This window comes from Loktanella agnita (assembly GCF_046640325.1).
Classification (GTDB): Bacteria; Pseudomonadota; Alphaproteobacteria; order Rhodobacterales; family Rhodobacteraceae; genus Yoonia; species Yoonia agnita.
This window is the reverse complement of the sequence record NZ_JBJMBF010000001.1, coordinates 266,111-282,276: the sequence shown is the minus strand read 5'-3', so window position 1 is coordinate 282,276 and position 16,166 is coordinate 266,111. Positions and strand designations below refer to the sequence as shown.

General features: G+C 58.1%; 23 protein-coding genes. 17 read left to right on the top strand and 6 right to left on the bottom strand.

Annotated features, from left to right (window positions below; translation table 11 throughout):
• Positions 1 to 103 precede the first annotated feature (103 nt).
• The 9 genes from rplN (at position 104) to rpmD (ending at position 3,903) form a co-directional block, all read left to right on the top strand.
• The gene (gene rplN / locus ACJ5NV_RS01495; RefSeq protein WP_045997901.1) at positions 104 to 472 is read left to right on the top strand and encodes a 50S ribosomal protein L14; all 369 of its coding nucleotides are present in this window, start codon (positions 104 to 106) and stop codon (positions 470 to 472) included.
• Between the two features lie 2 nt (positions 473 to 474).
• Positions 475 to 780: a 50S ribosomal protein L24 gene (rplX, locus tag ACJ5NV_RS01490; protein WP_411641770.1), complete on the top strand. Its 306-nt coding sequence runs from the start codon at positions 475 to 477 to the stop codon at positions 778 to 780.
• Positions 780 to 1,343, top strand: a complete 564-nt coding sequence (gene rplE / locus ACJ5NV_RS01485) for a 50S ribosomal protein L5 (protein WP_411641769.1) — start codon at positions 780 to 782, stop codon at positions 1,341 to 1,343. The genes rplX and rplE overlap by 1 nt, the downstream gene beginning before the upstream one ends.
• A 20-nt stretch (positions 1,344 to 1,363) precedes the next feature.
• On the top strand, positions 1,364 to 1,669 hold the full coding sequence (rpsN, locus tag ACJ5NV_RS01480) for a 30S ribosomal protein S14 (protein ID WP_411641767.1): 306 nt from the start codon (positions 1,364 to 1,366) through the stop codon (positions 1,667 to 1,669).
• Between the two features lie 13 nt (positions 1,670 to 1,682).
• Positions 1,683 to 2,075, top strand: a complete 393-nt coding sequence (rpsH, locus tag ACJ5NV_RS01475) for a 30S ribosomal protein S8 (protein ID WP_411641766.1) — start codon at positions 1,683 to 1,685, stop codon at positions 2,073 to 2,075.
• Positions 2,076 to 2,084: 9 nt separating this feature from the next.
• Entirely contained in the window at positions 2,085 to 2,618 is a 534-nt protein-coding gene (rplF, locus tag ACJ5NV_RS01470; protein ID WP_411641764.1) for a 50S ribosomal protein L6, read from the top strand.
• An 11-nt stretch (positions 2,619 to 2,629) separates the two neighbouring features.
• Positions 2,630 to 2,995 (top strand): 50S ribosomal protein L18, encoded by a 366-nt coding sequence (gene rplR / locus ACJ5NV_RS01465; protein WP_411641761.1) that lies wholly within the window; start codon positions 2,630 to 2,632, stop codon positions 2,993 to 2,995.
• 137 nt (positions 2,996 to 3,132) lie between these two features.
• Complete coding sequence (gene rpsE, locus ACJ5NV_RS01460) at positions 3,133 to 3,711, top strand: 30S ribosomal protein S5 (RefSeq protein WP_411641760.1); 579 nt, start codon at positions 3,133 to 3,135, stop codon at positions 3,709 to 3,711.
• A gap of 3 nt (positions 3,712 to 3,714) precedes the next feature.
• Complete coding sequence (gene rpmD, locus ACJ5NV_RS01455; RefSeq protein WP_411641758.1) at positions 3,715 to 3,903, top strand: 50S ribosomal protein L30; 189 nt, start codon at positions 3,715 to 3,717, stop codon at positions 3,901 to 3,903.
• Between the two features lie 129 nt (positions 3,904 to 4,032).
• On the opposite strand, the gene ACJ5NV_RS01450 is transcribed toward rpmD, so the two are convergent.
• The gene (locus ACJ5NV_RS01450; RefSeq protein ID WP_411641757.1) at positions 4,033 to 4,992 is read right to left on the bottom strand and encodes an OmpA family protein; all 960 of its coding nucleotides are present in this window, start codon (positions 4,990 to 4,992) and stop codon (positions 4,033 to 4,035) included.
• A 274-nt stretch (positions 4,993 to 5,266) separates the two neighbouring features.
• Between ACJ5NV_RS01450 and ACJ5NV_RS01445 the strand changes: the two genes are divergently transcribed.
• Positions 5,267 to 6,250 (top strand): hypothetical protein, encoded by a 984-nt coding sequence (locus ACJ5NV_RS01445; RefSeq protein WP_411641756.1) that lies wholly within the window; start codon positions 5,267 to 5,269, stop codon positions 6,248 to 6,250.
• 196 nt (positions 6,251 to 6,446) lie between these two features.
• Here the strand turns inward: ACJ5NV_RS01445 and ACJ5NV_RS01440 are convergent, their stop codons facing one another.
• From ACJ5NV_RS01440 to ACJ5NV_RS01430, 3 genes are read right to left on the bottom strand one after another with little or no spacing between them, the layout of a single operon-like run.
• Positions 6,447 to 7,616: a MalY/PatB family protein gene (locus tag ACJ5NV_RS01440; protein ID WP_411641754.1), complete on the bottom strand. Its 1,170-nt coding sequence runs from the start codon at positions 7,614 to 7,616 to the stop codon at positions 6,447 to 6,449.
• Between the two features lie 59 nt (positions 7,617 to 7,675).
• Positions 7,676 to 7,879 (bottom strand): helix-turn-helix transcriptional regulator, encoded by a 204-nt coding sequence (locus ACJ5NV_RS01435; protein ID WP_411641752.1) that lies wholly within the window; start codon positions 7,877 to 7,879, stop codon positions 7,676 to 7,678.
• The gene (locus ACJ5NV_RS01430) at positions 7,876 to 8,280 is read right to left on the bottom strand and encodes a hypothetical protein (RefSeq protein WP_411641750.1); all 405 of its coding nucleotides are present in this window, start codon (positions 8,278 to 8,280) and stop codon (positions 7,876 to 7,878) included. The genes ACJ5NV_RS01435 and ACJ5NV_RS01430 overlap by 4 nt, the downstream gene beginning before the upstream one ends.
• A gap of 113 nt (positions 8,281 to 8,393) precedes the next feature.
• Between ACJ5NV_RS01430 and def (ACJ5NV_RS01425) the strand changes: the two genes are divergently transcribed.
• The 6 genes from def (ACJ5NV_RS01425) (at position 8,394) to ACJ5NV_RS01400 (ending at position 12,110) form a co-directional block, all read left to right on the top strand.
• A complete protein-coding gene (gene def / locus ACJ5NV_RS01425; protein WP_411641749.1) occupies positions 8,394 to 8,915 on the top strand; it encodes a peptide deformylase in 522 nt (173 codons plus the stop codon).
• Positions 8,915 to 9,376, top strand: coding sequence for a peptide deformylase (gene def / locus ACJ5NV_RS01420; protein WP_411641747.1), 462 nt, complete (start codon positions 8,915 to 8,917; stop codon positions 9,374 to 9,376). Before def (ACJ5NV_RS01425) ends, def (ACJ5NV_RS01420) begins: the two co-directional genes overlap by 1 nt.
• Positions 9,373 to 9,870 (top strand): peptide deformylase, encoded by a 498-nt coding sequence (gene def, locus ACJ5NV_RS01415; RefSeq protein WP_411641745.1) that lies wholly within the window; start codon positions 9,373 to 9,375, stop codon positions 9,868 to 9,870. The genes def (ACJ5NV_RS01420) and def (ACJ5NV_RS01415) overlap by 4 nt, the downstream gene beginning before the upstream one ends.
• A 106-nt stretch (positions 9,871 to 9,976) precedes the next feature.
• Positions 9,977 to 10,876, top strand: a complete 900-nt coding sequence (fmt, locus tag ACJ5NV_RS01410; RefSeq protein ID WP_411641744.1) for a methionyl-tRNA formyltransferase — start codon at positions 9,977 to 9,979, stop codon at positions 10,874 to 10,876.
• Positions 10,873 to 11,685, top strand: a complete 813-nt coding sequence (locus tag ACJ5NV_RS01405) for an aldo/keto reductase (protein ID WP_411641742.1) — start codon at positions 10,873 to 10,875, stop codon at positions 11,683 to 11,685. The genes fmt and ACJ5NV_RS01405 overlap by 4 nt, the downstream gene beginning before the upstream one ends.
• A complete protein-coding gene (locus ACJ5NV_RS01400; protein ID WP_411641741.1) occupies positions 11,685 to 12,110 on the top strand; it encodes a VOC family protein in 426 nt (141 codons plus the stop codon). The genes ACJ5NV_RS01405 and ACJ5NV_RS01400 overlap by 1 nt, the downstream gene beginning before the upstream one ends.
• Before the next feature lie 275 nt (positions 12,111 to 12,385).
• On the opposite strand, the gene ACJ5NV_RS01395 is transcribed toward ACJ5NV_RS01400, so the two are convergent.
• Positions 12,386 to 13,495, bottom strand: coding sequence for a YecA family protein (locus tag ACJ5NV_RS01395; RefSeq protein ID WP_411641739.1), 1,110 nt, complete (start codon positions 13,493 to 13,495; stop codon positions 12,386 to 12,388).
• 367 nt (positions 13,496 to 13,862) lie between these two features.
• Between ACJ5NV_RS01395 and ACJ5NV_RS01390 the strand changes: the two genes are divergently transcribed.
• A complete protein-coding gene (locus tag ACJ5NV_RS01390) occupies positions 13,863 to 15,068 on the top strand; it encodes an aminopeptidase P family protein (protein ID WP_411641737.1) in 1,206 nt (401 codons plus the stop codon).
• On the opposite strand, the gene ACJ5NV_RS01385 is transcribed toward ACJ5NV_RS01390, so the two are convergent.
• Entirely contained in the window at positions 15,069 to 16,145 is a 1,077-nt protein-coding gene (locus tag ACJ5NV_RS01385) for a hypothetical protein (RefSeq protein ID WP_411641736.1), read from the bottom strand.
• Positions 16,146 to 16,166 lie beyond the last annotated feature (21 nt).

Below are 16,166 nucleotides of genomic sequence, written 5' to 3'. Positions count from 1 at the left end.
ATTTTCGGAAGACCTGAACCATCAATCAGATTTCCGAAGACCGCTGTAATCGAAACCCTGGGGATCAGGCACGCATCGCCCCCCAAAGGTCGGGAGAAACCAAATGATCCAGATGCAAACCAACCTGGATGTTGCTGACAACAGCGGCGCGCGCCGTGTTCAGTGCATCAAGGTTCTGGGTGGGTCCCATCGTCGTTACGCGAGTGTCGGTGACATTATCGTTGTATCGGTGAAGGAAGCCATTCCACGTGGCCGCGTAAAGAAAGGTGACGTCCGCAAGGCCGTCGTCGTGCGCACCGCCAAAGAAGTTCGCCGCGAAGATGGCACCGCCATCCGTTTCGACAGCAACGCGGCTGTGATCCTCAACAACAACGGTGAGCCGATCGGCACCCGGATTTTTGGGCCAGTTGTTCGCGAACTGCGCGCCAAGAATTTCATGAAGATCATCTCGCTTGCTCCGGAGGTGCTGTAACCATGGCTGCGAAACTCCGCAAAGGTGACAAGGTCATCGTCCTGTCCGGCAAAGACAAAGGCAAGACGGGCGAGATTTCGTCTGTTGACCCCAAAGCTGGCAAGGCTGTCGTTGACGGTGTTAACGTCGCGATCCGCCACCAGAAGCAATCGGCGCAATCGCAGGGCGGTCGTACCCCCAAAGCGATGCCGATCGATCTGTCCAATCTGGCAATCGTTGATGCAAACGGCAAAGCGTCCCGTGTTGGCTTCCGCATGGATGGCGACAACAAGGTCCGTTTTGCCAAGACAACAGGGGATGCAATCTGATGCTTGACGCTGCAAACTATACCCCCCGCCTGAAGACGCAGTATGTGGACACGATCCGCGCTGCGATGAAGGAAGAGTTCGGTTACGCCAACGATATGCAGATCCCGCGTCTGGATAAAATCGTTCTGAACATCGGCTGTGGTGCTGAAGCTGTCCGTGACAGCAAGAAAGCCAAGTCGGCACAGGAAGACCTGTCCACGATCGCTGGTCAAAAGGCCATGACGACCAAGGCCAAGAAATCCATCGCTGGTTTCCGGGTGCGTGAAGATATGCCACTGGGTGCCAAGGTCACCCTGCGTGCAGATCGCATGTATGAATTCCTAGATCGTCTGATCACGGTGGCAATGCCCCGTATTCGTGACTTTCGCGGCGTGTCCGGTAAGTCTTTTGATGGTCGCGGCAACTATGCCACCGGCCTGAAAGAGCACATCGTGTTCCCCGAGATCAACTTCGACAAAGTCGATGAGATGTGGGGCATGGACATCGTTATCTGCACCACGGCGAAAACCGACGCTGAAGCCAAGGCGCTGTTGAAAGCTTTCAACATGCCCTTCAACAGCTAAGCGTCAGGGAGAGATTAGATATGGCTAAGAAATCCATGATCGAGCGCGAAAAGAAGCGCGAAAAGCTGGTGGCCCAGTACGCTGAAAAGCGCGCCGCGCTGAAAGCGATCATCAACGACCAAGAGAAGCCCGTAGAAGAGCGTTTCAAGGCAAGCCTTGAACTGGCAAAACTGCCACGTAATTCTTCGGCGACACGTCTGCACAATCGTTGCCAGCTCACCGGGCGTCCACACGCCTACTACCGTAAACTCAAGATCAGCCGGATCGCGCTGCGGGACCTTGGTTCCAATGGCGAAATTCCCGGTATGGTCAAGTCCAGCTGGTAAGGGAGGGTAAGCGATGAACGATCCTATCGGTGATATGCTGACCCGTATCCGTAACGGCCAGATGCGCGGCAAAAGCACGGTGGAAACACCTGCATCCAAGCTGCGCGGCTGGGTGCTGGATGTGCTGGCTGACGAAGGCTACATCCGCGGTTACGACAAGAAGGACGGCAAAGACGGCCATCCTGCTTTCGAAATCAGCCTGAAATACTACGAGGGCACCCCTGTCATTCGCGAAGTGAAGCGGGTTTCCAAGCCCGGTCGTCGCGTCTACATGGGCGCACATGACCTCCCATCGGTCCGTCAGGGCCTGGGTGTGTCGATTGTCTCCACCCCCAAGGGTGTGATGTCGGATGCAAATGCACGGGTTGCCAATGTTGGCGGCGAAGTGCTCTGCACTGTATTCTAAGGGGAAATCATGTCTCGTATTGGTAAGAAACCGATTGAGCTGCCCTCTGGCGTGACTGCCAGCGTGTCCGGCCAGACGGTCGAAGTGAAAGGCCCCAAAGGGACCCGTAGCTTCAAAGCGACAGATGACGTCAGCATCAGTGTTGAAGACAACATTGTCAGCGTCACTCCGCGCGGCAAATCCAAGCGCGCCCGTCAGCAGTGGGGCATGAGCCGCACGCTGGTGGCGAACCTGGTGGAAGGCGTGACCGACGGCTTTAAAAAAGAGCTGGAGCTGTCTGGTGTGGGTTACCGCGCACAGATGCAGGGCAACGTGCTGAAACTGTCGCTGGGCTACAGCCACGACGTGAACTTCGAAGTGCCTGAGGGTGTCACAGTGACAGCCCCCAAGCCAACTGATGTGATCGTCGAAGGTATTGATCAGCAGCTTGTGGGTCAGGTCGCGGCGAATATCCGTGAATGGCGCAAGCCCGAGCCCTACAAAGGCAAAGGTATCAAGTACAAAGGCGAATATATCTTCCGTAAGGAAGGTAAGAAGAAGTAAGGAACGCGAAAATGGCAAACAGCAAGAGACAACTGTTTCTGAAGCGCCGCATGCGCGTTCGGAACAAGCTGCGCACCGTCACCGCCAATCAGGGCCGCGCCCGTTTGTCGGTACACCGCAGCAACAAGAACATCAGCGTCCAGCTGATCGACGACGTGAACGGCGTGACTATTGCGTCCGCATCGTCGCTCGAACAAGATCTGGGCGTTGTCGGCAAGAACAATGTCGACGCCGCGACTAAGGTGGGTGCTGCAATTGCAGAGCGCGCCAAGAAAGCGGGTGTCGAACAAGCCTATTTCGACCGTGGTGGTTTCCTTTTCCACGGCAAGATCAAGGCCTTGGCCGAAGCAGCCCGCGAAGGCGGTCTGAAGATCTAAGACAACGGGATGGGTGAAATCACCCATCCTACGCAGACCCTGTAGGGTGGGTGTTTTCGCCCATCCTCGATGATCCGGCGCTTGACGCGACCGCGATTGGACAATGCCTTTTGGCAATGAATAAAAGGACGCCCTTGATGGCAGAACGTGAAAATCGCGGCCGTGGCCGCAACCGTGAAGAGCAAACACCCGAATTTGCCGACCGTCTGGTCGCCATCAACCGGGTGTCAAAGACGACAAAAGGCGGCAAGAACTTTGGTTTTGCAGCGCTTGTTGTTGTTGGTGACCAAAAAGGCCGTGTCGGCTTTGGCAAAGGTAAAGCCAAAGAAGTACCCGAGGCGATCCGCAAGGCGACCGAGCAGGCGAAACGTCAGATGATCCGCGTGCCACTGCGCGATGGCCGTACGCTGCACCACGATATGGAAGGCCGCCATGGCGCTGGTCGCGTTGTCATGCGCACCGCCCCGGCTGGTACCGGGATCATCGCAGGTGGTCCAATGCGTGCCGTCTTCGAAATGCTGGGCGTGCAGGACGTGGTCTCCAAGTCGATCGGCTCTCAGAACCCATACAACATGATCCGGGCCACGATGAACGGCTTGACCAAAGAGCAGTCGCCTCGCAACGTCGCACAGCGTCGCGGCAAGAAGGTCGCTGATATCCTGCCCAAGCGGGATGAAGCGCCCGGCGCTTCTGCCCAAGTCGCAGAGGAGGCTTAAACCATGGCTAAAACAATCGTCGTCAAGCAGATCGGTTCCCCGATCCGCCGCCCCGAAAAACAGCGCGCGACTTTGATCGGTCTGGGCCTGAACAAGATGAACCGGACCCGCGAGCTGGAAGATACACCTTCCGTGCGCGGCATGGTCAACAGCATTCCGCACCTCGTCGAGATCGTCGAAGAGCGCGGATAAGCCACAAGTAAGGTGGATCTGGATCCACCTTACGGTTTGCAATGCAGAACGCCCTCGGGAAACCGGGGGCGTTTTTTGTTTCAGTTTAAAGTCTTGTGATAGGCTGCGCCCGGAAAACGCCCCAGCCGGTTATGGCCGTAAAACCAGCTCCACCCGCCGGTTCTGCGCCTGACCTTGGTCGGTCTCGTTACTTGCCACTGGTGCCACCGGTCCGATGCCTACGCTTTGCAGCCGTTCAGCCGCAATGCCGCGTGTGACAAGCGCTGCCGCCACCGCCTCGGCCCGTGATTGTGACAGGGTCAGATTGTAATCGTAGCTGCCCGCGCTGTCGGTATGGCCGACAACAAAGAAGCTGCTTCGCGGGTTTTCTTGCAGGTAGTCCGTGATGGTGTCCAGCACCGCAGCGGAGGGCGCGGTCAGGCTGGCGGTGTCGAAATCGAAATGCACGCCGTCCAGCACCACGGTGCCGCTGTCGTTGACGCGGGCGGTGATATCTTCGACCAAACCGATCCCGATATTGCCGGTTTCCATATCGCTGTTTGTGACAACAGCCTGATAGACGGCCCGGTCCGTGCTGAAATCCGAGGCAGAGGCTACGATCATCACATGAGCGGACTGGCCGTCCTGTGTGACCCGTGCTGTAAGAATGCCGTAGTCTGCAAAGAATTCGATACGCGGGCCGCCAAAGAGCAACGGCTCTTGTGCGGCGGCATTGTAGAAATCTGTGTTACTACCGCCGCAGTCCGCCGGGGTGGTGCAATAGAACAGGATCTCTGCACCCAGCTGGTCCAGTGCTTCTTTGTAGTTGGCAATCAGTTGGAACCCGGAGACCGCACCGTCCTCACTAAGGTATGTGGTATTGCTAACCTGGCCTGTCAGGTCGATCAGGGACAGTGCGCCGTCCTGCATCGGTCCGACGATCATGCGGGCTTGGTTGAAGTCATTGCCGTTGACCTCGGCGATGTGAAAGCCCGGATAGCGGGTCAGCAGCGGGTGATCCGCGCTGCCCTCTGCATCCTCTTGCGCCAGCAAGACCGAGCCAGTCAGTGTCAGCACAGCACCCAACGCCAGAAAACCATGTCGCAACATTTCATCATCCTCGCCTGTTTTGCGAGATAGCTACCATAGCGCGTCTGGTAGTCCACGCTCGTAAATCAAAGCGTGCGATTGTGGCGGGATGTTGCGTTCTCTTGGACCACCTTGGGCTTCATCGGCGGTGTGACGAAAGCGGCTTAATCCACTTGGTGTCGCGCCGCCAGGTGAAGCGTACGGCTGCCCGAAAGGTGGGGCATTCCAGACTATTATGGCAAATCACGCTATGCAAGCTTGGTGACATTGTGTTTTTATTAATGGGGTACGGTTTATGACATCAACATCGGGTTGGTCATCGCGCAACAGAATTTTCATCACCCAGCGCTACATGTCGCCGTATTGGCGGGCGAAATCGGATATAGACAATATTGTGGGCTTCATGAATCGCTGCCTGTGCGTATTCTACAAGGCAATTCAGAGTATCGAACACACCCCGGACAGTGCCCGCGCGCTGGAGATGCGCCGGGCGATGGATGAAATTGCCAGCGTCGGCTGGAGTATGAGCACCGGGCCGGATGATTTCAACGAGGCGCTGTCGCATCTTGATAGGGGCACGGCACTTTGGTCGGACGAAGCCGAAGAGCGGTATTCGGGGTCGCCGAGCAAGCTTTTCCCGCGCAGCGTGACGGCCCCGAAGGCCTTTGTAAATTTCGCCGATGCGCTGGACACGCAATTGTCGGAGCTTGCCGCGCAAATGACAAGCCATATGCAGGCGGCGAATGCGGCCAACCGGAATGTTCAGGCCGAGAACTGGAATGAAGTGAAGGGTAATCTGACCCAGATTTCGAACATTGGCAGCCGTATCAGTAGCCATCTGTGGCTATTGGATGCGGCTGCGTTGGGGCGCAGCCCGCAGACGCAGGCGTTTCTGGCTGCGACATCTCGTTATGTTGCGGTCGGAACTGGGGCGATGGGCCGATTTACTGATATCATTGGCCGCATCGATGCTGTTGCGACCATCAATATCGAGATGTCTGATGCGATGCGTGGCGTGGCCGGCGGAGAGCAGTTCACCAATGCCATCACCGCCATGCGCGCGGTGGTCGACTTTCTGCCGGTGCTGGGGGATTTTTACGGGGCCGCTTTGGATATCGTTCCGACACTGGCCGCGCAGATGCGGGCACTTTCGGATCAACGCCACACCCAAGCCCGACGTGCCTTTGACGGGCTGGATCCGTCGCGGACGGCATCACGGCCGCCTGTGTGTCAGCGGTGTCGGGTTGCAGTGGCCAACCCGTGCTTTGGTTCCGTCTGAGCGCAAGGGCGTTGTGACCTGTGCATCTGTGCGCCGAAGAACGCCATTTTACATTGCAATTGTGTTCGAGAATTGTTCATGCGCGGTTTGCAGCCGCGTAACCGGAGCGCGGCACTACGCGCTTCGGTACTTTCTGCCATAAAGAGACTTTGTCGGCCATCGGCCCAAGCAAAATGGTCGAGCGGCTTCGCACTCTCTATTGCAAATCTTCAAACGCCTTTTGTAGCCGTACCACAGCTTCTTCGATCTGGGACCGCGGCGCGCCGAGGTTGAAGCGCAGGTAGGTTTCGCCGCCCTTGCCAAAGCTGGGTCCGTGATTGGCCGCGATCTTGGCTGTCTGTTCGACCCGGTTGGTAAACTCTTCCCGGTTCATGCCGGTATTCGCGAAATCGACCCAAGCGAGGTAGGTGGATTCCAGCGGCATGGATTTCAGCCCCGGAATGGCATTCACGCCCGCATCAAAAACTTGTCGGTTACCATCCAGATAGATGCGGAGTTCATCCACCCAGGCGGCCCCTACGGGGCTATAGGCGGCGGTGGCCATGTGCAGGCCAAAGCTGTTGGGCGAAATCCCGAGTGCCGCCATGCGGGCTGCAAAACGTGCGCGCAGATCCGGGTCTTCGATAATGACGTTACCGGAATGCGAGCCCGCGATGTTAAAGGTCTTGGTCGTCGCGGTCATCATCACCAGCCGGTCGGTGATCCCGTCGATATGCGTCATCGGGATATGTGTCTGGCCGGGCATGGTCAGGTCGTGGTGGATTTCGTCCGAGACGATGATCAGCTCATGCCGTTTGGCGAATGCGGCGACGGCTTGCAGTTCGGCGCGGGTCCAGACCCGGCCGCCGGGGTTATGCGGCGAGCAGAGGATCAGCATCCGTTCATTGCCGGTCATCTGTGCATCATAGGCGGTGAAGTCCATCTCGTACCGGCCATCATTATTGACCAGTTCGCATTCCACGATCTGCCTTTCGGCGGCGGCAATCACCCGTGCGAAAGCGTGATAAACCGGGGTAAAGATCACAACCCCGTCGCCGGGTTTGGTGAAGGCGTCGATACACATGGCGGTGCCATTGACCAGCCCATGGGTTGTGAAAATCCATGCGGGGTCGATTTTCCAGCCATGGCGGTTTTCCATCCACCATTGGATCGCCGCGCGGTAGCGGCTTTCATCGCCGAAATACCCATAGACCCCGTGATCGACCATCACCTGCACGGCCTGTTTGATCGGGTCGGGCGCGGCGAATTCCATATCGGCCACCCACATCGCCAGCCCCTCATCCGGGCTGACGCCATAGATGTCTTCCATCGCGTCCCATTTCACGCAGTGGGTGTTGCGACGGTCGGGGGCAGTGTCGAATGTCATGGCAGGCTCCGGTTCGGGTTCTTGCGGCAAGCTAACGGAGCATCTGCCAGAGGCAAGCCTTAATCGGGCAGTTGGAACAGGGTTTCAACGCTTGTGTTCAAGGCCTGCGCCAGTTTCAGCGCCAGCACGGTGGAGGGGATGAAGACGCCGTTTTCCACCGTGTTGATTGTTTTGCGGCTGACCTCGACCTGATCAGCAAGGGCGGCCTGTGTCAGATTTGCCGCCGTGCGATGCGCGCGCAATTGGTTATGCAACAGGATCATCCCGCACGCCCTGCCAAGGCCGCCCCGATCATCCAGACAGATGGCGCCGCCGCAAGAATGGGGGCCATCGCGAAAAATGCGGAAGCCGCTGACAGGCTGCCGAATTGGGTGAGCAAGAACAGGACGACAAATGCACAAAGCGCCATCCAATAGCCGAATTGAAGTGAGGCGCGGTGGCTGGCAACGACTTGTTCGTCCCAAGCAGGTCGGATGGACCGGGGTGCAAAGATCGAGACGATGAATTGTGCGATGGCCCCGCCGATGGCAATTGCGCCGATCAGCCATGCCCAGAATGATTGATCACCATAACCAGCAGGGATTGTCACGAGAAAGGCAAGCAAGACCGCGACCAGCGCGGCGTTGGCGCAAAATCGGGTTAGGGCTAGTGGGTTTGTGGACATTCTGGCACCTCCTTACGTGTAACCTGTAAGTTACTTGGTGGTGGCGCGATGTAACTTCAAGGTTACATGTCTGTCTTATTGCATTTTTTCCCACAGCCCCCTAAATGCCGCATATGACATTACGTAATATCCTGATCCATCCCGACCCGCGGTTGAACAAATCGGCTACCCCTGTGGCTTTGGTTGATGATGATCTGCGTCGGTTGGCCGATGACATGTTGGAAACCATGTATCACGCCCCCGGTATCGGGCTGGCGGCCCCGCAAGTGGCGGTCATGTCGCGGGTGCTGGTGATGGATTGCGAAAAGGAAGAAGACGCAACGCCTGATCCTATGGTGCTGATCAACCCTGCTGTGGTCTGGGAGTCTGAAGAGCGGTCCGTCTATGAAGAAGGCTGCCTGTCGATCCCCGAACAATATGCCGAGGTAGAGCGCCCGGCAGAGGTAGAGGTGGAATGGCTGGGGCTGGACGGTAAGACCCGCCGCGAACGGTTTGACGGGCTGTGGGCGACCTGTGTCCAGCACGAGATTGACCATCTGGATGGCAAGCTGTTCATTGATTACCTCAAGCCGTTAAAGCGCCAGATGATCACCCGCAAGATGCAAAAGCTAAAGCGCGAAAAGGCCCGCGCCTGATGGCGCTGCGCGACATCCGGCTGGACGGTGATGCGGTCCTGCGCGAGGTGGCGACCCCGGTCACTGATTTCGGTGACGCGCTACAGACCCTTGTCGCGGACATGTTCGAGACGATGTATGCCGCCCCCGGACGTGGGCTGGCGGCCCCGCAAGTGGGCGTGTCGACGCGGGTATTCGTGATCGACACGGAATGGAAAGAGGCGGAGCCGCATCCGATCGCCTTTGTGAATCCCGAGATTGTCGAAAAGGCGCCGTTTTCGCAAATGGGGCCAGAGGCCTGCCTGTCGATCCCAGAACGCAGTTTTAACGTGATGCGCCCGGTCTGGGTTGATCTGGGCTGGACCAGCCCCGCAGGCATTCGCCAGACCGCTCGGTTTCACGGGATGGGTGCTGTTTGTGTGCTGCATGAGCTGGATCATCTGAACGGCGTGCTGATCACCGATCACGGCACCGAGGTATGAGCCACCGCCCCTATGTGAAATGGCCGCACCCGGTGTTGCGCCAAGCTGCGGCCCCTGTTGACGCGGTGACCGATGAAACCCGCGCGATCTGGGATGAGATGATCCGCGCGATGGACAGCATGCCCGGTGTCGGGCTGGCCGCGCCACAACTGGGCATCCCTCTGGCGTTGGCCGTGGTGGATGCCTCCGAAAAGCGCGGGCAGGCGGTGCGCATGGCGAACCTGGAAATCTTGCACGCCAGTATGGAATTCCGCGAACATGAGGAAGGCTCGCCCAATTTGCCGGGGGTCTGGGCAAAGCTCAGCCGTCCGCGCGCAGTCACTGTCCAGTTTTTGAACGCGGTTGGTGTGGTTGAGGAGCGCGACTTTGTGGGTCTTTGGGCGACATCGGTGCAGCATCAGATTGATCATCTGGCGGGCAAGATGTTCTTTGACCGGCTGGGTCGGGTGAAACGCGATATGCTGATTAAAAAGGCGCGCAAGCTGGCACCGTAGTTGTCGTTGACATGGGTCAGCGGCATCACACAATAATCTCTGCCATCTGGTTTGCAGGGCGCGGGCTAATCGCGTAGCTCTGTCCGCGAACTGACGGGGGTGCGCGATGAAGATCGTATTCATGGGAACGCCGGATTTTTCGGTGCCGGTTTTGCAGGCTTTAGTGGATGCAGGCCACGATATCGTGGCGGTCTACAGCCAGCCGCCGCGCCCGGCGGGACGCGGCAAGAAAGACCGTCCCAGCCCGGTGCAGCAGCGGGCAGAGGCATTGGGTCTGACAGTACGCCATCCGGTTTCACTGAAAAATGCAGATGCGCAGGAAGACTTCGCAGCGTTGCAGGCGGATGTGGCAGTGGTCGTGGCCTATGGGCTGATCCTGCCGCAAGCGGTGCTCGATGCGCCGCGCCATGGCTGCTTGAATATCCATGCCTCGCTTTTGCCGCGCTGGCGCGGGGCGGCCCCAATCCACCGCGCGATTATGGCGGGGGATGCGGAAACCGGCGTGTGCATCATGCAGATGGAGGCAGGTCTGGATACCGGCCCGGTCCTGCTGCGCGAGGCAACCGCGATTGGCGCGGAAGAAACAACCGGCGCTTTGCATGATCGCTTGTCTTCGATGGGTGCGCGGTTAATTGTGCAGGCGCTGGCCGATCTGCCCGAACTGGTGCCACAGGTGCAGCCAGAGGCGGGCGTGACCTATGCCGCCAAGATCGACAAGGCAGAGGCACGGGTCGATTGGCAGGCCAGCGCGGCAGAGGTGGATCGCTTGATCCGAGGGCTGTCACCGGCCCCGGGTGCGTGGTGTTTTGTGGGTGAGGAACGCGTCAAGTTGCTGGGCAGTTGTCTGGCTGACGCGAAAGCAGAACCGGGTACGGTGCTGGGGGGCTTTACCATAGCCTGCGGCGACGGTGCGGTCACAATTACACGGGCGCAGCGTGCGGGCAAAAAGGCGATGGTCGCCGAAGACGCGCTGCGCGGTCTGAATTTGGGAGAGAGATTAGCATGATGCAAGACATACCACGCATTGGATATGGCACCTGGAACCGGCCCGGCGATGCGGCCTATCAAGGCACGCTGGCGGCACTCGAGGCGGGTTACCGCCATATTGACGGGGCCGAAGGTTACGAGAACGAAGAACACGTCGGCCGCGCAATTGCCGATTTTGGTCTGCCCCGGGAAGACTTGTGGGTGACCACCAAGGTCGCCCCCGAAAGCTTTGGCCCCGGTCAGGTGCGGCCCCATGTAGAGGCTTCGCTGGATAAACTGGGCGTGGGCCCGGTCGATCTGCTGTTGCTGCATTACCCGTCCATAAAGGACGAATACGCGATCGAAGACTACATGGCGCAGTTTGCCGAAGTTTACGACGCCGGGCTCTGCCGCCATATCGGTGTATCGAATTTCACCAAGCATTATATGGATCGCGCAGTGTCGCTGCTGGGTGATCGCAAGCTGCTGACCAATCAAGTGGAACTACACGTGTTTATGCAAAACCGGCCCATCGTGGACCATTGCCGCGATTTGGGGCTGCGCATGACAGCCTATTCGCCGCTGGCGCGCGGTGCGGTGGTGGATGATCCGGTGCTGACGACGATTGCCGCGGCGCATGATGCGACGGCCAGTCAGGTGGCGCTTGCGTGGCTACTGGCCGAAGGTCATGTGGTGATCCCATCCGCCGGGCATCCTGACCGCATCCGCGAAAACCTTGCTGCGGTTGAGGTGGAGCTGACAGCTGAAGAACTGAAGCGGATCGAGGGGCTGGAGCGCGGCTTGCGCCTTGTCGATGGGCCGTGGTGCCCGGTTTGGGATACGGCGTAATGGCACCGCCCTTCACCCTGGTCGGCATTGATCATGTGGTGTTCACCATTGATGACATGCCGCGCGCTTTGGCGTTTTATCAAGACGTATTGGGCTGCGTGCCGGGCTATTCCTATCCTGCATTGGGGATGGAACAGGTCTGGGCGGGGGCAGCCTTGATCGTGCTGTGGGACATCACCCATCCGGGGGCGGCCAGCGCTGTGCCGCCCGTATCGGGCGGGTGCAACGTGGATCATGTTTGCATTGCCACCAGCCCCTTTGCGCCTGATGCGATGCGCGCACATCTGGCCGCACACGGGGTGCAGATCGACCGCGAAGCCACCCACGGCGGCGCGCGGGGTATGGGGCATTCGTTTTATATCTTTGATCCATTCGGCAATAAGCTAGAGATCAAAGGACCAGCGGAATACCCGGACGGGCGGTGATCACAACCGTTGCCCGCCCCACGGGGCGGGCCGACGGTGGCCCGGCGCCTGCGGTGGAACGCCGGCGGCTTTTACTGGGTGGAGGGGGTTTCTTTGAATTTGATCAAGGTCGGCGCAACGACACGTTGGTATAGACGTCGCGCACTTCGGTCCTATACCGGACCCTGAGGATGGTTTTGCCCAAGGTCCGCAGTGCGGGACAAACCGACCATTCGCTGCGGTTACTCCAATGACCGCAAATAGCAAAATCGCTAAGGCGAAACGCCATTTCGTGGTCAAACTTGAAACGATCTCGCTGACGCAGGCAGTTGAAAATCTACATCCAAGTGAACAGGCATTGATGGGACGCTTCCCATCGGATCGAGACCGTCGGCTGCAAGCTGGTTGAGCCGCTCTCTCTGTTTGACATCCAAAGCTTGGAACCAGTCGGGATTGAAAAAGACGTTCTCCACATGCTTCATTACAAACTGAAGGCACGCTAAAGCTCGTTGATCATCCGGCAGCGCCAAAAGCTGATCTGCGATGACATGCCCGGGCGCGTCGTCAATATTTCGCCAAGAAACACAAATCGTAGCGCTGGAGTTACCAGCAAACGAAGAAACGAAAATCTGTTCAAGAAGTTCGTCCGCATACCCTTTCTGAAGCTCTCCCCCATGGAGGTCGGTAAAGGGCGACCAAGCACCTGCAAACATGAATGGCAAAGGTGCCGCAAATTCAAAGACAACCGACCTAATTGTATCGAGACGGACATCCACCAGTGCATTGGTCAACGCATCATGCGTAGCCTTTAGTTCGCGTCGTGCAGCTTCATTCCCTGTGTCAATCTCGTCCAGCATCTGCTGAAGCATGAATTGCTCGAAAGGTTTCAAACCCTTGTCGGCCTCCCGCAACGTTTCACGCAAATGCGCTCCAGCATCCTTCTCATAGAGTTCTCTGCTCATTGTGCGATAGGCCACAGCAAGGCACTGATCGGGTCGTCCCGTAAACACTTCATTCTCGATACAGGAGAAAAGCTCTCGATCATGCTTGCTGCAAAAGCCGTGGAAAACTGACGCATCTTTGATGCCGATCTTCTTCACAGATAGCTTTCCGCCGTTCTTGTTCATGTCCGATATGCTCGCAACATAGTGCAGCACGTGGCCATCTTTGGCGATCTTGGTCAGGTTCGGTCCGCGCGAGACAGTGTGAGCTTTGATCACGCTGCCATCGCAATCACCTAAACCTACGTCGCGCGCACAGCACTTCTTTTGGGAAAAGGCTTTTCGGTTTACATTCACAGCATCCCAGGGATTCCCCTTCGGCTGAGCATCTCGACCGAGATGGCATTTTTTGAACTTCTTGCCAGAGCCGCACCAGCACGGGGCATTTCGGCCTCTACCCTTCATGGCTTGAATTTCAGGTAAACTAAGGGTCCGATTTCATTCATGATGCGCACTCTAAGAGTTGTCTTCCAATTTAGCGAATAACCCATTTGCTCAGATTGCGGCCGCTCATGCAACGCGCAGCATCGGTCAATATGGGCTCTCTTGACACCATCGCTGCGATCCGCGCAAATTTCCGGTTCCCATTTTTGCTCAATATTGTGATGTGAAAGTCAATCTCATCAGCCGTTCCACAGCTGCGCCTTGCTCCGAGCGGGATTTGCGTTGATTTGCGGCCCTGTGCGGCCTAGCTTTGCCTCAGCAACGATGGCGTCGTTGTGATTCCCATTATTTTGTCCTGAACGCCGGGGCCTTTTCGCGAGGGTCTGACATGACTGCACGTCCACAATTCTATCGTTTCCATCAGAGTGAAAAGGTGCTGCCCTTTGCGTCATCGGAATATGACTCACGGCTGGCGGGGCTGCGCGCGATCATGGCGGATGCGGGTGTCAGTGCCTGCGTTTTTACCTCCATGCACAGTATCGCCTATTATTCTGGCTTTCTGTACTGCGCCTTTGGACGGCCCTATGGGCTGGTTGTGACAGCATCGGAAAGCGTCACGATCAGCGCGGGTATTGATGCCGCCCAGCCTTGGCGGCGCTGTCACGGGGATAACATCACCTATACCGATTGGGAGCGTGACAATTATTGGCGCGCGATCTTATCCGTTACCGGACCCAATGCCGCCATCGGGTATGAGGCCGATCATCTGACGCTGGCACAGTATGACAAGCTGAACGCATTTTTGCACCCGTCCAGCCTGACCGACATTGCCCCTGCTACGATGCACCAGCGGATGCATAAATCAGCCGCCGAACGGGATTTGATCCGCGCGGGTGCCGCCGTGGCCGATGTGGGGGGCTATGCGATCCGCGATGCAATCCGGCCCGGCGCGCGCGAAATTGATGTAGCCATGGCTGGCCGTGACGCGCTGGAGCTGGAGATCGCCGCGCGTTTTCCCGATGCGGAATATCGCGACACCTGGGTTTGGTTTCAATCAGGGATCAACACCGATGGGGCGCATAACCCGGTGACATCGCGCGCGTTGGAACACGGTGATATCCTTTCATTGAACACATTTCCGATGATTTCCGGTTATTACACAGCGTTGGAGCGGACCTTGTTCGTAGGCGCGGTTGATCCGGCGTCGCGTAAGATATGGGAGGCAAACGTCGCGGCGCATGAATTCGGGATGTCACTGCTGAAACCGGGCATGCGCTGCTCTGACGTGACCGCGCAGATCAATGATTTCCTCGCCGCGCGCGACCTGCTGCAATACCGGACCTTTGGCTATGGGCACTCTTTCGGCGTGCTGTCGCATTACTACGGGCGCGAGGCCGGGTTAGAACTGCGCGAGGATATCGACACGGTGCTGGAACCGGGCATGGTGATCAGCATGGAGCCGATGCTGACGATCCCCGACGACCAACCGGGGGCAGGTGGCTACCGCGAGCATGATATCCTGATCGTCACGGATGACGGCAATGAAAACATCACCGGCTTCCCCTATGGGCCGGATCACAACGTGGTGGGGTGATCAGACGTTGAAATAGGGGGCCAAGCTTGAGATCAGTTCGGTAAGCCGCATCAGCAATGCCTGCACTTCGGGAGAAGCGATTAGCCGGTGGGTCTTGATATATTGTTCAAGCCCCTTCGCCAGCCCTCCGCTCATGCGCAGCGCCCACGACCAAAATCCCTTGCGCTGTTCGACCTCTTCCGCCGGCGCATCCCGGTGGAGAGGCGCGGCGGCTGCATTGGAAGCCTCGACCGTCGAGTTGATCGCAAAGACGACCGTGTTACCGACAAACCCCGCTTGCGTGGCGTCCTTGATCGTTTCGGCTAGCTTTTCGATGGTCTCGGTTGCCTGCGCCGTCTGATCGGGCGTGTCAGGCTGATGGGGCAGTACGGGCAGCGGGTCCGGCGTGGCGCTGGGGCCGCCAAAGCTGTCATGAAGGGTGACCAACTGTTCTAGACCGGCGATCAGGCCGGGGTCGAGTGGCTCGCGGGTATAGGGGTCCGTCACGAGTGGGCGCAGCAGGACCATCGCCCCTTCGAGCAGGGCAAAAGACGGGGTGCCGGACGGGTGGGCGGCGATGGCATAGCGTTCGACCCGGCGTAACAGTCTGGGGCTGACGTTGACCCCGTGCTGCAATTCGGAAAGCAGATTGTCGGCCGTGACGTGCAACCCTTCCAAAGTGTCTTGGCCTTTGCCACCATCCATCGGGACTGGTGGGTGAAAGATTTCCGCATCGACAATCTCGGCCTTGCCGTCACGCTCTTCCAATTGCACCGGGCTGGTGGCCAGCATCCCCGCCGCGCCCGTTGCAACCTGCGCGCCTTCGGCCGGGGGCTGTAGGTCGGGATGTTCGCCGCGCAGATAAAGGATCACATCCTTGGCAGCGACCTCTGGTGACAGTCCCGACAGCATTTCCCAACGCCGATCCTCTCTGGCAAGGGGGGTGTCGAAAAACGAAAGAAACTGCGCGGTGAGCCCGGCAAAATGCGGTAATTGCAGCAGGAATGAAAGATCGGTGATCCCTGTGTGGCTGAGGTTGAAGCTTTGCAGCGCGGAGAGGTGCTCAACAAAGTCAAGCGTCTTTACACCTGTGTCCATAAGGTTGAGTGCGCGCAGATT

Coding starts and splice junctions, on each gene's coding strand:
- rplN (WP_045997901.1), top strand. CDS start 104: ATGATCCAGATGCAAACCAACCTGGATGTTGCTGACAACAGCGGCGCG.
- rplX (WP_411641770.1), top strand. CDS start 475: ATGGCTGCGAAACTCCGCAAAGGTGACAAGGTCATCGTCCTGTCCGGC.
- rplE (WP_411641769.1), top strand. CDS start 780: ATGCTTGACGCTGCAAACTATACCCCCCGCCTGAAGACGCAGTATGTG.
- rpsN (WP_411641767.1), top strand. CDS start 1,364: ATGGCTAAGAAATCCATGATCGAGCGCGAAAAGAAGCGCGAAAAGCTG.
- rpsH (WP_411641766.1), top strand. CDS start 1,683: ATGAACGATCCTATCGGTGATATGCTGACCCGTATCCGTAACGGCCAG.
- rplF (WP_411641764.1), top strand. CDS start 2,085: ATGTCTCGTATTGGTAAGAAACCGATTGAGCTGCCCTCTGGCGTGACT.
- rplR (WP_411641761.1), top strand. CDS start 2,630: ATGGCAAACAGCAAGAGACAACTGTTTCTGAAGCGCCGCATGCGCGTT.
- rpsE (WP_411641760.1), top strand. CDS start 3,133: ATGGCAGAACGTGAAAATCGCGGCCGTGGCCGCAACCGTGAAGAGCAA.
- rpmD (WP_411641758.1), top strand. CDS start 3,715: ATGGCTAAAACAATCGTCGTCAAGCAGATCGGTTCCCCGATCCGCCGC.
- ACJ5NV_RS01450 (WP_411641757.1), bottom strand. CDS start 4,992: ATGTTGCGACATGGTTTTCTGGCGTTGGGTGCTGTGCTGACACTGACT.
- ACJ5NV_RS01445 (WP_411641756.1), top strand. CDS start 5,267: ATGACATCAACATCGGGTTGGTCATCGCGCAACAGAATTTTCATCACC.
- ACJ5NV_RS01440 (WP_411641754.1), bottom strand. CDS start 7,616: ATGACATTCGACACTGCCCCCGACCGTCGCAACACCCACTGCGTGAAA.
- ACJ5NV_RS01435 (WP_411641752.1), bottom strand. CDS start 7,879: ATGATCCTGTTGCATAACCAATTGCGCGCGCATCGCACGGCGGCAAAT.
- ACJ5NV_RS01430 (WP_411641750.1), bottom strand. CDS start 8,280: ATGTCCACAAACCCACTAGCCCTAACCCGATTTTGCGCCAACGCCGCG.
- def (WP_411641749.1), top strand. CDS start 8,394: ATGACATTACGTAATATCCTGATCCATCCCGACCCGCGGTTGAACAAA.
- def (WP_411641747.1), top strand. CDS start 8,915: ATGGCGCTGCGCGACATCCGGCTGGACGGTGATGCGGTCCTGCGCGAG.
- def (WP_411641745.1), top strand. CDS start 9,373: ATGAGCCACCGCCCCTATGTGAAATGGCCGCACCCGGTGTTGCGCCAA.
- fmt (WP_411641744.1), top strand. CDS start 9,977: ATGAAGATCGTATTCATGGGAACGCCGGATTTTTCGGTGCCGGTTTTG.
- ACJ5NV_RS01405 (WP_411641742.1), top strand. CDS start 10,873: ATGATGCAAGACATACCACGCATTGGATATGGCACCTGGAACCGGCCC.
- ACJ5NV_RS01400 (WP_411641741.1), top strand. CDS start 11,685: ATGGCACCGCCCTTCACCCTGGTCGGCATTGATCATGTGGTGTTCACC.
- ACJ5NV_RS01395 (WP_411641739.1), bottom strand. CDS start 13,495: ATGAAGGGTAGAGGCCGAAATGCCCCGTGCTGGTGCGGCTCTGGCAAG.
- ACJ5NV_RS01390 (WP_411641737.1), top strand. CDS start 13,863: ATGACTGCACGTCCACAATTCTATCGTTTCCATCAGAGTGAAAAGGTG.
- ACJ5NV_RS01385 (WP_411641736.1), bottom strand. CDS start 16,145: ATGGACACAGGTGTAAAGACGCTTGACTTTGTTGAGCACCTCTCCGCG.